8 protein-coding genes are annotated in these 15153 nt (G+C 38.8%); 5 read left to right on the top strand and 3 right to left on the bottom strand.

The features are described from left to right. The first annotated feature begins 74 nt into the window (after nucleotides 1-74). The 5 genes from B5488_RS03575 (at nucleotide 75) to B5488_RS03555 (ending at nucleotide 11291) form a co-directional block, all read left to right on the top strand. Nucleotides 75-569 carry a DUF4402 domain-containing protein gene (locus B5488_RS03575; RefSeq protein WP_079734014.1) on the top strand — a complete coding sequence of 165 codons (495 nt, stop codon included), beginning with the start codon at nucleotides 75-77 and terminating at the stop codon, nucleotides 567-569. A gap of 82 nt (nucleotides 570-651) precedes the next feature. Further along, nucleotides 652-1470, top strand: coding sequence for a fimbrial biogenesis chaperone (locus B5488_RS03570; RefSeq protein WP_079734013.1), 819 nt, complete (start codon nucleotides 652-654; stop codon nucleotides 1468-1470). 12 nt (nucleotides 1471-1482) lie between these two features. After that, nucleotides 1483-8178 (top strand): hypothetical protein, encoded by a 6696-nt coding sequence (locus tag B5488_RS03565; RefSeq protein ID WP_079734012.1) that lies wholly within the window; start codon nucleotides 1483-1485, stop codon nucleotides 8176-8178. A 9-nt stretch (nucleotides 8179-8187) separates the two neighbouring features. Then, a complete protein-coding gene (locus tag B5488_RS03560) occupies nucleotides 8188-8706 on the top strand; it encodes a DUF4402 domain-containing protein (protein ID WP_079734011.1) in 519 nt (172 codons plus the stop codon). A 17-nt stretch (nucleotides 8707-8723) separates the two neighbouring features. Continuing rightward, nucleotides 8724-11291 (top strand): carboxypeptidase-like regulatory domain-containing protein, encoded by a 2568-nt coding sequence (locus tag B5488_RS03555; RefSeq protein WP_079734010.1) that lies wholly within the window; start codon nucleotides 8724-8726, stop codon nucleotides 11289-11291. On the opposite strand, the gene B5488_RS03550 is transcribed toward B5488_RS03555, so the two are convergent. The 3 genes from B5488_RS03550 to B5488_RS03540 are packed head-to-tail and all read right to left on the bottom strand — an operon-like array spanning nucleotide 11292 to nucleotide 15036. Continuing rightward, nucleotides 11292-12638 carry a GntP family permease gene (locus tag B5488_RS03550; protein ID WP_079734009.1) on the bottom strand — a complete coding sequence of 449 codons (1347 nt, stop codon included), beginning with the start codon at nucleotides 12636-12638 and terminating at the stop codon, nucleotides 11292-11294. Next, on the bottom strand, nucleotides 12638-14542 hold the full coding sequence (gndA, locus tag B5488_RS03545; protein ID WP_079734008.1) for an NADP-dependent phosphogluconate dehydrogenase: 1905 nt from the start codon (nucleotides 14540-14542) through the stop codon (nucleotides 12638-12640). The genes B5488_RS03550 and gndA overlap by 1 nt, the downstream gene beginning before the upstream one ends. Then, nucleotides 14542-15036, bottom strand: a complete 495-nt coding sequence (locus B5488_RS03540; RefSeq protein ID WP_079734007.1) for a GreA/GreB family elongation factor — start codon at nucleotides 15034-15036, stop codon at nucleotides 14542-14544. Before B5488_RS03540 ends, gndA begins: the two co-directional genes overlap by 1 nt. Nucleotides 15037-15153: the final 117 nt, after the last annotated feature.

The raw sequence follows: 15153 nt of genomic DNA, 5'->3' as shown, positions 1-15153 counted from the left end.
AAAAAACGCCGCCCCTTGTGGCGGCGTTTTTTAGTTTAAACCAATATGTCCCTAACTTTTTTATAAAATACATAATGAAGAATTATCTTTTCATTTTATTTTTTAGCTTAATCGGGTTTAGTGCTTCGGCACAAAATTCGGCTTCAGCGACTGTAAATAGCAGGGCAACAGTTATAGACCCAATCCAAATTGATAAAACGGTAGATCTTGATTTTGGTAACGTAATAAGTGCTTATAATCCAGGACAGGTGATTTTATCGCCAGACGGCTCCAGGGTGGCTTACGGAGTACAAATTTCCAATTCTATTCCCGGTACGGTAAATCCCGCAGAAGCTGTAGTTACCCATGGCAACAATAATTACTCAATTACCTTACCCGAGCAATTTACCTTATATAACCAGGAAAATCCTAACCAGGTTCTTACAATAGACCAGTTTACTGTTGCTCCACAGGAAGGTAGTGTAGCCGATATTATAAAAATTGGAGGCACTTTAAACCTGGAAGCCAACCAGACTTCTGGCCTTTATACTAATTCCTCCGGTTTTAATGTAACGGTATCCTATAATTAAATTTTTAGATTTTCTTAACAGGTAAATTCTTATTTAGTATCTTTGTACCCAATGATATAACCTAAAAATCCAGCCCCAGGATATGATAAAAAAATTACTTAGCCCCCTACTCCTTTTCTTTATTTTTATTTTTTCAGGACTTGCAGCTTACGCCCAGGGAGATCTTATGATTATGCCCAAGCGTTTGGTTTTTGAGGGTTCTGAACGTTCACAGGAAATAAACCTTGCAAATACCGGCAGCGATACCGCCGTGTATGCCATTTCTTTTGTGAATTACATCATGACCGAAAAAGGAAATTTTGAACAGGTGGAAGCGCCTGAAGATGGTCAGCGATTTGCTGAGAATTTTCTACGCTATTTTCCAAGACGCGTTAGTTTGGCTCCCAATGAAGCACAAACTATTCGTGTACAAAAAACCAGGACCGGAGACCTGGAACAGGGTGAATACCGATCGCATATGTATTTTCGCGCGGTAGAAGATCAAACCGCGCTTGGTGCAGAAGAAACTGAGGAAAGTGATGGAATTTCCATAAATATAAAAACCGTTTTTGGAATTAGTATCCCAATTATTTTAAGGGAAGGAACATCTACAACAAATATTACACTTACCGATCTTACATTAGAAACCGAATCCGAAAATCCAAGATTATCACTGGTAATTAATCGTTCCGGTAATATGTCGGTTTACGGAAATTTAACAGCAACTCATATCGCCCCTAATGGTACTCAAACCGAAGTGGGAATGGTAAAAGGAGTTTCGGTGTATACGCCTAATGAAAAAAGGATTTTTAGCTTTGAGCTTAGAAATGCTACGGAGGTAAATCTAAATTCCGGTACTTTAAAAATATCTTACTCAGAAGAAAAAGGGGATACTTTGGCTACTTCAGAATTGAAGTTATAAGCATAAAGGCCTATGAAAAAAAACTACCCGGGACTTTTTTCTTGCTTTAAACCAGGCTTGTTTCTGGTAGTTTTTTTATTTTTTAATTTTGATGGGTTTGGACAGACAATAGGAGACGCCACAGTAACGGGAACCCCAGTATGCGCAGGATCTAATGTCAATATTTCATTTGAAGTTACCAACGGTGTATATACCAATGAAGCTTTTACCACCGGTACAAATTATGACGTTTACCTATCTACTAGAATAAATGGTGAGTATTCCAGTATAAATACTGTGATATATTCTTTCACTTCTTCAACAGCACCTTCCTATAATCAATATGCAAGTGCCATTATTAATGAAACTGTTCCAATTCCATCCAATTATGCTACAAATTCTAATTATGTAATTTGGGTAGGTTCCTCTTCACCAAATACTGTTTCTCCATATGATTCTGCTCTTTTCAGAATAAATGCCACTCCCTCCAATCCAACTGTGTCTAATAATGGCCCTATTTGCGTTGGAGGAACTTTGCAACTAAGTGCTTCTTCAATTACAGGAGCTACCTACCAATGGACGGGACCCAACGGTTACACTTCTACTGCACAAAATCCTGCACGTACAAATGCTACGACTGCAATGGCTGGTGTTTATACCGTGGTTGCCACTGTGAATGGATGTTCCAGTAATCCGATGAGTACCACAGTAGGTGGAAGTGTTGCAAATAGCAGCCAGACAACTGCCGGGAACGACTCCTGGATTGGGCATGTGTATAATGGTACAAACCAGGGCGTAGCCTATAATGGCAATTTTACAAATTACGTAGGAAACTATACTGAACCCGTCCTATTTGATCAGGCTTTTGGCGGAAATACCAATTGTTTTTCTATTCGGGCTAACTCAAGTCCCATTTCTATTTATACTGAAACCTTCTCGGTACGTTACAGGATGAATAGTACACAAAAGGGATTGTATACTGTCTCCATAGGATCTGATGACGGAAGTAGATTAAGTATAGACAATAACCTGGTTTACAATTACTGGGGTGATCGCGGTTATGCAGTAGATGCGAATATTTTGGTTAATCTTACTGGGAATAGTAAGCTGGTACTGGATTATTATGAAAATGGTGGTGGGAACCGGATAGGTATTAGCGGTGGTACCACACCAATTATTGAAAATACTTTAACTCAAAATACTGGCCAAAGTATTCCAATAGGGAATACAGGCCAGTCAATAAGCGGGGATACTTATGAAACATATGCATCCACGCTCCCTACAGGAATTTCTAGAACAGGAACAGGTTATCAATGGGCTTACATTACCACGCAAGGTGGAGCACTAACTAATATTACCGGAGCAACAGGAGCAACCTACACACCTTCCACCACTTCAGGTCCTTTTACTACTGCCGGCACCTATTATATATATCGTATTGCTACCCTCTCCAGCACCAACAACAGGCTCTCCAGTACTTATCTGGCCAGGAATAAATCCAATGCAGCAACTCTTACAGTTGGTAGCGGATTTACCATAACACAACAGCCAACTGACCAAACTGTTTGCGCCGGTTCGCCTTCTACTTTTTCTGTAGATGTTGATGGGCAAAATTTAACCTACAAATGGCAGCGCAATGATGGAGGAACAAGTACTAATTTCTATGATATTGACGGCACTGATTTTACAGGTACAAATTCACCTGTTCTCACCGTAAATGGAGCTTCATGGTTACATGATAAAAGATTCAGGCTAAAAATTACCGATGGATCAGGTATGACGGCCTATTCCGATTCGGCACTACTTCAATATATCGATTCCCCCGGATATGTAAACCAGGCTCCTAATGCCAATGTATGCAGTGGACAAAATACCTATTTTGAAACCCAATCTTCAGAAACCAATTTCCAATGGGAGCTTAGTGAGGATGGAGGTAATACCTGGAGCACCTTAGTTAATGATGACAATCACCAAAATGTAAACCAGGCCAGACTTGATATTATAAATGCAACCTCTGCAATGAATACTAATTTCTATCGGGTCAAAGTAAGCAGAAATGGTTGTGCTCTTTATGCTGCTTCTTCTACGCTTACAGTTAATGATGTTCCGGTGATTACTAGTCAACCTTCTAATCAGGCGGTTAATTCAGGTTCTAATGTTTCATTTCAATCTTCTGCAACAGGTATGGGTTTGAGTTATCGCTGGCAGGCTAATAATGGTGGCGGCTGGTATGATATTTATGATGACGGAACTTACAGCGGAACAGGAACTACACAATTGACACTAAATAATGTGCAGCAGTGGCAGTCAAATTATAAATTCAGATTGAGAGTAACTAATAATTCCGGATGTAGTTCATTATCAGATGAAGCTGTTTTAACTGTGGGCGGGACTTGTGGTTTCCGTGAGCCTATTGACATAGATTATCAAAATAACTATGGAAACGATACCTGGATAGGGCATGTTTATGAGGGTACTAATTTCGATACCTATATTGGTCATTATAATGAGCCTGAAACCTTTGATCGTAATTTTGGAGGGGACGCAGTATGTTTTGAGATGGTAGCAGGTGGATCTGTTCAAACAGAAACCTTTTCTGTTCGGTACAAAATGAATTCCACCAGAAATGGTATATATGTCGTAGACATGGGGTCTGATGACGGTACACGATTACAGGTTGATGGTAACTTAGTGTTTAATAACTGGGTCGATCAAGCCCATAGCATACGTCCCCGGGTTTTATTCAGCTTGAACGGAAACAGTGATCTCGAATATGAATTTTATGAAAGCTATGGAGGCAATAGGGTTAGCTTTAATAACCTGCTTCAAATCATGGAAAATGAATTAGAAGGAAATATTACTCAAAACTATTGCACAGGAGATAATACAGCATCTATTACAGGAGATTCCTTTGGCACACTCCCCTCAGGAATAAACCCAGTTGGTACTGGCTACCAGTGGACCTATAGTACAAGTATGGATGGAACCCGCACAAATATAAGCGGTGCTACTTCTGCATCATTCACTCCTAACATTTCCTCGGCTCCTTTTAATACACCCGGCACCTATTATATATTTAGAAATGTTAATTTTTCAAGCAGTAATAATACAGGAGTAAGTCCTTATGAAGTTACCCACGAATCCAATCCGGCCACCCTGGAAGTAAATTCCCAGATTTCGAATAATGAAATTATTTTTAGAGAAACAGGAACTGTGTGTGCTACGGTAAATGAAAATGGTAATTTAAACATATCGGCTCCTGAAGGTACTGTTTTTACTTCGGTAGATTTTGCAAGTTATGGAACGCCCGACGGTACCTGTGAAAACTTCACTCTGGGTACCTGCCATGCCACAAATAGCCAAACAGTGGTAGAAGGATACCTTCTAGGCAATAATTCTGCAACAATTCCGGCTACCAATACGGTTTTTGGAGATCCCTGTAGCGGGGTCGGAAAAAGACTGTATGTACAGGCAACTTACGCAGAACCTATGGGTACCTTATGTAGCGGTGATGATCCCGGTACTATTTCAGGGAGCACTCCGGAAAGTATGGGTGGAGATTTTATTTATTCCTGGCAAATAAGTAACACAGGACCTGAATCAGGTTTTTCTGAAGCTCCAGGGAGAAATGAACTTCAAGATTATAATCCTGGCCCATTAGAACAAACAACCTGGTTTAGAAGAAATATTCTTACAGACAATTGTGAACCTTATAGTTCCAATACTATTGAAATTCCTGTTAATCCTTTACCTACTGGAACTTTGAGTGGGCCAACAACGGTTTGCCAGGGGGAGGCCGCTGTACTATCTGCAACTCTCACAGGAGCAGGACCCTGGACAGTAACTGGAAGCTATGGATCAGGTCCCACTTCTTTTCAGGTGCAGCAAAGTCCTTTTTCAGTAACTGATTATCCAACTGAAACTACTACTTATAGCATAACGAGTGTCACCGATTCAAACGGATGTACCAATAATGAGGTTAGCTCAGTAACAGTAAGTGTTCCTTCAGATGTTACAAATAATACAGTAACTGGAGATCAGAGCCTATGTGGGGCCGGTACCCCTGAAATATTATCAGGTTCAGAAGCTACCGGCAGTGCGGTTGAATATTTATGGGAATCCAGCACTCAGGGATCTACAGGTGGTTTTACACCTGCACAGGGAACAAATAATTCTAAAGACTACGCTCCGGCATCGGTATCCCAGACTACCTGGTTTAGAAGAACTGCAAGTAATAATTGTAGCGATGCGGTTTCGAATGTTATAGAGGTAACCGTTCTTTCTCCTCTTTCTGAAAATAACATTAGTCTTGCAAATGGTTCTAACACATTGCAGTCAATTTGTACCGACACTAATCCCGGAATAATTACCGGTACCGTCCCCTCGGGAGGAGATGGAAATTTTTCTTATCTATGGGAAAGTAGTACAACAGGTGCGGATAACGGTTTTAATCCTGCCGAAGGAACAAATAATACTCAGAATTATGACCCGGGAATTCTTTCGCAGTCTACATGGTTTAGAAGAACAGTAAGTTCTACCACTTGCACGGAGATTTCATCAAATGTTGTGGAAATATCAGTAAACCCACTTCCTACAATCACCGCTATTAATGGTGATAGTAGCATTTGTATAGGAGAAACAGCCTATTTAACAGGCAATCTTACAGGAACAGGTCCGTGGACGGTGCGTGGAACAATGGACGGTGCGGCTTTTTCAATATCATCTACATCACCCTCTCTTTCCTATGCCTTAAGTCCTACTGCAAACACAACTATAAATATTACTGGTGTGGAAGATGCGAATGGATGTGTTAATAATGAAACTTATACGTTTACGATTAATGTGATACAGGAAAATACCTGGACCGGCACTGAAAATACCAACTGGAATAATGCCAATAACTGGAGCTGTAACACTTTACCTACCCTGGAAACCGATGCTTTGATTCCTGAAAATTTAGCATCAAATAATTATCCATTAATTAATACTGGAGCAAATGCCCTCACTAAAAATCTAAGCATTGAAAACGGAGCAAGTGTAACAGTTAGCGATAATTGGTTACAGATTGCCGGTAATTTGTTAAACAACGGGATTTTAAATACCGAAGCCGGAAGTATTTCTTTCCAGGCTGCTTCAGCTCAAATAATTCCTGATGCGGCTTTTCAGAATAATCGCATTCGGAATTTAAGAATTGATAATACTTCAGGAGTAATTTCAGAAGCAATAATTGAAGTTACCGGTACGCTAAAGATTGAAAATGGAAATTTCGATACCGGAAATGAATTAACCTTAATTTCTGATGAAAATCAAACTGCGCTAATAAGTGGCGCAGGAAATGGAGAAGTTATTGGCCTGGTGAGCATGCAACGTTATCTGGATAAAGCTTTTGGCTATAAATATTTTAGTTCTCCATTTCAAAATTCAGTAGTAGGTGATTTTGCTCCATATATGGATTTTGAAAATCCGGAAACAGGATTTCCAAACTTTTATCGCTATAATGAAGATCGCAATATTAATATAAATGAGATTGTTCGCGATGCTACCGGCTGGGAAGTATATACCAATACTACTAATAGTTTAAATACAGCTGAAGGTTATGCCCTTAATTTTGGCAACACCACCGCTTCCCAAACTATAGAATTAACAGGTGAAGTAAACAACGGAGTAATTCCTGCTCGTCAGTTAGAAAATAATCATCGCGAATATACCAAAGGTTTTCACTTAGTAGGTAACCCATACCCCTCTCCTATAGATTGGAATGCAAACTCGGGTTGGACTAAAACTAATATTGACGATGGAATTTATTTTTTTACCGCAGGAGATGATAGTCAGTATACCGGTACCTATTCCGCTTATGTAAATCAAGTATCTACAAGTGATGGAAGATCTTCTAATATTATTCCTTCTATGCAGGGCTTTTTTATTAAGGTAAGTGATTCTGACACCCAGGATTTAGTAACTGGTAGCTTTGGAATGGACAACAATGTACGTATAAACGATTTTGACCAGGAGTTTTTAAGAACACAGGAGGTTCTGAAACCTTTAATTAGATTGGAGGCCGGGTTTAATACATCTCAGCGTCAGGATCCCATGGTGATCTATTTTTCATCTTATGCCACTCCAAATTTTGAAAAGGAAATGGATGCGCATAAATTGATGAATACCGATCCCGCCGTACCTAGCTTTTATAACCTAACCGAAACTAAAAAGGAACTGGCCATTAACGCAATTCCTTTCCCAGAATCACGAAGCTATAAAAAAATTCCACTTGGTATTAAAGCCGATCAAAATGGGGAAATGAAGATCAACCTTGCATCGGTAGAAAATTTGAATTCAAATTTCAATATTTATTTAATAGACCACGAAAAAGGTAAAGGTCAAAACCTAAGAAATAATCCTAAATATACATTCAATATTCAAGCGGGAACCCATAATTCCAGGTTTGAATTAATGTTTTCTGAAGAAAAAGTGACGAGTCCTGCTATCGCATTTAACGAACCTTTTGATGTTGAAGTTGAAGATGGAAATGTGGTTGTAAAAATGAATTTAGAAGAAAACCAGGAAGGAATTTTAAGGGCCAGTACCATGACAGGGCAAATCCTGCAAATAAAGGAAGCAGGCAGCAAAGACCAGGTTATTTTTGAAGGCATCACCAGTGAAGGGGTTTATATTATTAATCTCCAGGTAGGTAAAGCCCAATACGGTAAAAAAGTATTAATAAAAAAATAAACGAGAACTATGCAAAATAGACGCTTATACAAGAACACATTTTTGTTGTTATTGCTTATGTTTTCTGTATTTGAAATTAAGGCCCAGGAAGATCCGCCTATCCCAATAGAGGTTGAAGTAAGAACTTCCAGAAACCTTAATTTTGGTTCGTTTACCGCCGGGAGTGCTGGTGGGAATGTGACTGTAAGTTACGACGACCTACGCACTGTAAATGGCGATATTGTGGAACTAAATTTTGGGGAACCGGTGTCTGCTGCTTTATTTGATGTATATGCCAATCCGGGAACAATTATTCAAATAGAAACTTTAGGAGATTATATTTTGCTAAATCAGGATACCGGGGCTGAAATAACACTTACAATTAATAGTTTTAGTACAGGACAACGAACTTTTGTTACTCAGGCAGCAAGTGCCCAAACGCCAAACGAGGTATTTATAGGAGGTACTTTAACCATACCTCCAGATAATTCGGGTACTCTTCCAGGCACTTATTTTGGTAATTTCACCCTTAATTTTATCCATCAATAGTAAGAACGTTAAGCGAAATGCAAACCCTAACCTGCGCTTTTTCTGTGGAGTTTTATAAAAAGTTTTTTTCGGCAATTTGCCTGTTTCTATTAGCATTTACAGGTTTTGCCCAGGAAGATCTCCCAGAATACGACGAATTAAGCGTAGAAATGAATGTTCCCGATCTTGGAACTATAGAAATCCCTATCGCCATAAAGGGTCAGGATGCTTATATCCCGGTAAAAGAACTTTTTGATTATTTAAAGATTAAAAATGAAGAAACCTCTAAGGGTGTAGAAGGTTTTATTATAAACCCCGATTCTACATATCAAATAAATCCTTCAGAAAATAAGATTCTTTATAAAAATGAAGAGTTTTCACTTAGCGATGAAGAATATATCCAGACACCTTTAAACCTTTATTTAAAATCGAATTTATTCGGAGATATTTTCGGCTTAAATACCAATTTTTCTTTTAGAAGTCTTTCGGTAACTATGAAAACCGAAAAAGATCTCCCGGTAATCAAAGAAATGCGACTAAGAAAAGTACGGGAGAACCTGAATCGCGTAAGAGGTGTTGTAAACGCCGATACGACGATGGAAAGACGATATCCGCTTTTTAAAGGTGGCGCTTTAGACTGGGGAGTGGTTACCACACAGCAAAGTGAATTCGAAAATGATAACCGATTATCTTTAGGCCTGGGAACAATGTTTCTTGGCGGCGAGACCAACTTAATGCTTAATTATTCTACACGAGTTCCTTTCGATTCCAGGAACCAGTTTTACCAATGGCGCTACGTGAATAATGAAAACAAGATTTTTAAGCAGGTAACCGCAGGTAGAATCTTTACCCGTGCCACCTCTTCCCTATTCGCCCCGGTAAGTGGAGTGCAAATTAGTAATAGTCCATTTCAAAATCGCAGGTCTTTTGGAACTTACGTGCTTAACGATTATACCGAACCGCGATGGACGGTAGAACTTTATGTAAATAATATTTTAGTAGAATTTACCCAGGCAGATGCTTCAGGTTTTTACACGTTTGATGTCCCGTTAATGTATGGAAATACCGCCGTAAGCCTCAGGTTCTACGGGCCTTATGGAGAAGAGCGTGTTCAGGAAAGGGTGATCAATATTCCTTATAATTTTGTTCCCAAAAATGAGTTGGAATATACCATTAGCGCCGGGATTGTTGAAAATGAAGACCTTAACCGCTTTTCGAGGGCTAATTTTAATTACGGACTTAGTAATTCTATTACTATTGGTGGTGGAGCCGAGTATCTTACCGGCGTGACCAGTGGCGAAGTGATGCCCTTTGTAAATTCCTCAATTCGTTTTGCTTCAAATTTCCTTTTTACGGGAGAATATATGCATGGCGTTAAAGGAGAAGGAATTTTAAGTTACCGTACCCCAGGCAACATCCAGGTAGATCTTAATTATATTAAATACGACGAAAATCAAACCGCGATTAATTTTAATTATTTGGAAGAAAGAAAGATTAGTTTTTCGGCGCCAATTCGGTCTGAAAATTTTTCGATGTTTAGTAGGTTTAGCGTGAACCAGATTATTATGCCTACCACCGAGTTTACTACGGCACAATTATTACTTTCCGGGGCAATTATGGGCATTAGCACTAACCTTACCACCTACGGGATTTATAACGATCGTGTGAAAGAGCCCACTATTTATACTTCCCTATCCCAAAATTACAGGCTTCCGAATAAATTCTTGTTTTCTCCACAGGTACAATACGATTTTAGCCGAAATCAGTTCAATAATATTATCCTGGAAGTAGAACGCCCTGTTTTTGAAAACGGATTTCTAAATGTTGCCTACGAAAATAATATGCTTAGAAACGCCCATATTTTTGAAATTGGCTTAAGATATGCTTTCAATTTTGCCCAAACTTCAATGACCTCCAGGCTGGGTAACAGGAACAATTCTTTTGTACAATCGGCTCGGGGTAGTTTAATGTTAGACGATAATACCGGTTATGTAATGGCAAATAACCGTACTGCAATGTCCAGAGCTGCATTAAGTATTATCCCGTTTCTGGATTATAATACTAACGGAAAAAGAGATCCAATGGAACCTGCGGTGAGTAGAATGGAAATTAAAAATACATCTGGCCGACTTTCGTATAATGAAGATGAAACTGTTTTGAGAATCACCGAGCTTCAGCCTTATGTAGATATTATCCTGGAAGTAGATCCAAACAGCCTGGATAACATTGCCTGGAAAGTTAAAAATGAAAAGATTAAAGTTCACACCGTTCCTAACCAGTTCCAGGAAATTGAAGTACCGGTAGAAGTTTTAGGGGAAGTTGCCGGAATGGTTTATGTTAAAAAAGGAAATAGTCTTAGCGGCCAGGGAAGGATTACAGTAAACATTTTAGATGAAAACGGAAATCTTGTAAAAGAAATTTTAACCGAAGGAGATGGTTATTTCACCTACCTGGGATTAAAACCCGGAAATTACACTGCTGAAATTGATCCTGTACAAATGCAGAAATTAGGTTACACTTCCAGTGAAGCAATAGATTTTGAAATTAAGGTAGATGAATATGGGGATATTGTAGATACTTTAGAGTTTACTATTGAAGCAAATTAATTAAATTAAATACCACAAAATTAAAGAAACCAGCAAACCAACAATTGCGATAATAGTTGTCATCATTGACCAGGATTTAAAGGTTTCTTTTTCGGTTAATCCTAAATATTGTCCTACCAGCCAAAACCCGCTATCGTTAACGTGAGATAAAATTGAAGCTCCCGAAGCGATTGCAATTACAATAAGCGAAGTTTGAGCCATAGAATAGCCTCCTCCGGTTAAAATTGGAGCGGTAATCCCGGCCGCTGTGATCATCGCAACGGTAGAAGATCCCTGTAAAATTCTAACCAAAGCCGCTACAATAAACCCGAAAAGTAAAGGATTAAACCAGGCATTATTTAAAGCATCGGCAATCATCTCCCCCGCTCCTGTTTCAATAAGGATTTGTTTAAAAGCTCCACCTGCACCGGTTAGTAAAATAATTATCCCTGCCGCCTGGAAAGATTTGGTAGCAACTTTCAGTAAAAATTCTTTTTGCATTCCACGTCTCACTCCCAAAAAATACCAGGCGACAAGATTTGCAATTATTAAAGCCGAAAAAGGATGGCCTACTAATTCTATCGTGTATAAAAGCCCTTCCGGAATTGAAACCCCATTAAATAAAGGGCTTTGCACTAAGGTATTTGCTACAATTAGAAAAATAGGAATTAGAATTATAGAAATAATAAGTCCCGGTGAGGGCGCTTTTTCTTCATCATATTCAATTTCTTCAGTAAAGGTTTTAGGTTCTATCTGAATTCTTTTGGAAATATACCGTGCGAAAATTGGCCCGCTGATTATTGCAGCAGGAATTCCGGCTAAAAATCCAAAAACAATAACCCAACCTAAATCGGCACCCAAAATATCGGCCACTGCAATTGGTCCCGGCGTTGGCGGAATAAACGCGTGTGTTATCGCTAAACCTGCCAGTAGCGGCAAAGCATAAAGCAACAGTGATTTTCCCGTACGTTTGCTCAACGCATAAGTTACCGGTACTAAAATGATAAAAGCAACATCAAAAAATACAGGAATGGCTACGGCAAAACCGGTAACCATCATTGCCCACGGAGCTTTTTTATCGCCAGTTTTCTTCAATAGAAAAGAAGCCAGGCGTTGCGCCCCACCAGATTGTTCTAAAACTCCGCCGAATAAAGCTCCCAAACCAACTACTGTTGCTACAAAACCCAGGGTGCTGCCCATCCCGTCTTTCATCGTGTCCAGAATTTCAGTCGCAGGCATTCCCGCGAGAATTCCTACGGCGATACAAACTATTAATAAAGCTAAAAAAGCCTGGATTTTGAGTTTTAAAATAAGGAAAAGCAAGAGCGCAATTCCTGCGAAAACGGCAAAAAGTAACTGTATATCCATTAATTATTGTTTTTCCATTGGGTATGAAAAAAATCCCCTCGAGGCTTATCGGTACGTTCATAGGTATGCGCTCCAAAATAATCTCGTTGCGACTGGATCATATTCGCGGCATTTTGTGCCGAAGTAAAATTTAAAAAGTAATTGGTCGCAGCAGATAAAACCGGGACTGCATAGCCCGCTTGCAAAGAGATTCCTACTGTTTTACTTAATGCAGCCTGACTTCCCTTTATTTCTGAAATAATATCACTATTCATTAATAAGTGATTATTGGAATTCTCAAAAATATCCACCAATTCTTCCATTAAACCAGATCTAATGATACAGCCGTTGGTCCAAACCCGGGAAATTTCAGATAAATTAAGCTTCCAGTTATATTCTACCGAAGCAACCCGCAAAAGATCATAGCCTATCGCGTGGTTAATTATACTGGCCGTTTTATAAGCCAGGAACATTTCATCTTTAATCTCTTCTATATTTCCATCCTGATTATTTGTAATATTATATAAATTTGAAGCTTCTACCCGAAAATTTTTCATTCCTGAAATATTCCTCGCCAAAACCGCTGCGGTAATGGTATCTAAAGGTACTCCTAGCTCCAGGGCAGCATTAGTAGACCAACCACCAGTTCCCTTCTGTTTCGCTGCATCTAAAATTTTGTCAATGAGAAAACCGCTGTTTTCTTTTTTTCGAAGAATATCTATGGAAATTTCCAGTAAGTAACTTTTCATTTCTTTGTTCCAGGATTCAAAAAGATCTGCAATCGCTTCCGGACTCGATTTCGTATAAAACCTGAGAAAATGATAGATTTCAGCAATTAGCTGCATTTCACCATATTCAATACCGTTGTGAACCATCTTTACAAAATGACCCGCACCATCTTCTCCTATATGCGTACAGCAAGGATTTCCGTTTTTATCTTTGGCCGCAATTGTTTTCAAAAATGGCCCCATTTGTTTATAAGCTTCTGCAGAGCCACCCGGCATAATTGATGGGCCTTTTAAGGCGCCTTCTTCCCCACCCGATATTCCGCAGCCAATAAAATCAATTCCATTTTCTCTTAAAGCCAGTTCACGTTTAAAAGTATCTTTATAATGTGAATTTCCGCCATCGGTAATGATATCGCCTTTTTCCAAAAGAGGAAGTAAACTTTCAATCACGGCATCAACCGCGGCGCCGGCATTTACCATCAATAATATTTTCCTGGGACGTTTTAGGGAGGAAACGAATTCCTTTAAATCATCAAAACCCTGAAAGGTATATTTTTCGGCATTTTGCTGAACAAAATCTTTTGCCACATCTTCCTCTTTTCCCGTAATATGCCTATTAAAAACCGAAACTTCAATATTTTTTGAAAGCAGGTTTAGCGCAAGACTTTTTCCCATAACTCCAAGTCCTATAAGCCCAACTTCTGCTTCAGGAGCGTTTAATTTTGCCATAATTTCCTTTAAAATATTTTCTTCAGAAGTATTTACATTTATTCGTATGCCGCAATTTGGTTCTTCCAGGGTTTCAAATTGAGAAGTGAGCATTTCAGGCTTAAAATAATGCGATTTTCGGTTTTTTAATCGTTTTAAAATAACATCGAATTCTGCCCAAAGGAAAATCCATTTTAAATCTTTTTCAGGAATGGAAGTCAATTGTTTTCGGTACTTCTCTTTTAAAGCCGAACAAGCTAAAACAGCACCATCTTGTTTATTCCATTTTTGAATATTTTCAGCTAACACCGCTAACCAGCCTTTTCGGTCTTCATCCTGTAGCGGAATTCCGTTTTTCATCTTCTCCACATTTTCTGGAGGATGAAAATCATCGGCATCATAAAAAGATAAATTCAAGTCTTTAGCGAGAAGTTTTCCAATAGTGGTTTTACCGGAACCCGAAACCCCCATCACAATATATACGGCCATTAATAAGTTATTTTAAGAATTTCTAGTTTTCGCGTTTCTTCACCTAATTTAAAATCAATTTTGTCACTAACTTTCTTGCCCGTAACCGCTTTGGCAATAGGTGCTACAAAAGCGATTTTTTGCTTTTTCACATCGGCTTCATCAACCCCTACAATTTGGAATTTCTGGGTATTTCCGTTTTGTTTCAATTCTACCAAAGCACCAAAACGCACTTCATCTTCAGGCTGGTCTTTAGGATCTAAAATCCTGGCAGTACTAATTCGTTCTCTTAACAGCTTAAGATTTCCGTCTATAACCGCTTGAGCTCTTCTACGTTCAGTATCATTTTCTTTATCGAGATTGGCACGTTCTTCTATAAGTTCTTCTTCTTCATCTTTTAATTCCTGTAATCCATTTGGAGTTACATAATTAGTTTCCCCTGCAGGTAAAGCCGCTCTTGGCGGTATTATTGGAGCTTCTTCCTGGTCGTCTTCTTTTACAAATCCTCTGCTCATAATTTTGTTTTAATGTTCAAAATAGGAATTAATATGGTTCGGTAAAAAATTATAATGATTTATTAATTCATAAATATTTCAGAAGAAGCTAATAAGCAGTGCATATTCACTTATTTT

Source organism: Salegentibacter salegens, assembly GCF_900142975.1.
In the GTDB taxonomy this organism is placed as follows: domain Bacteria; phylum Bacteroidota; class Bacteroidia; order Flavobacteriales; family Flavobacteriaceae; genus Salegentibacter; species Salegentibacter salegens.
Note: the sequence above shows the minus strand (reverse complement) of the source record. Positions and strands in the feature narration are given on the sequence as shown.

Excerpts from the sequence above, each read along its gene's own strand:
- B5488_RS03555 (WP_079734010.1), top strand. The coding sequence starts at position 8,724 with ATGCAAACCCTAACCTGCGCTTTTTCTGTGGAGTTTTATAAAAAGTTT.
- gndA (WP_079734008.1), bottom strand. The coding sequence starts at position 14,542 with ATGGCCGTATATATTGTGATGGGGGTTTCGGGTTCCGGTAAAACCACT.
- B5488_RS03560 (WP_079734011.1), top strand. The coding sequence starts at position 8,188 with ATGCAAAATAGACGCTTATACAAGAACACATTTTTGTTGTTATTGCTT.
- B5488_RS03540 (WP_079734007.1), bottom strand. The coding sequence starts at position 15,036 with ATGAGCAGAGGATTTGTAAAAGAAGACGACCAGGAAGAAGCTCCAATA.
- B5488_RS03575 (WP_079734014.1), top strand. The coding sequence starts at position 75 with ATGAAGAATTATCTTTTCATTTTATTTTTTAGCTTAATCGGGTTTAGT.
- B5488_RS03570 (WP_079734013.1), top strand. The coding sequence starts at position 652 with ATGATAAAAAAATTACTTAGCCCCCTACTCCTTTTCTTTATTTTTATT.
- B5488_RS03565 (WP_079734012.1), top strand. The coding sequence starts at position 1,483 with ATGAAAAAAAACTACCCGGGACTTTTTTCTTGCTTTAAACCAGGCTTG.
- B5488_RS03550 (WP_079734009.1), bottom strand. The coding sequence starts at position 12,638 with ATGGATATACAGTTACTTTTTGCCGTTTTCGCAGGAATTGCGCTCTTG.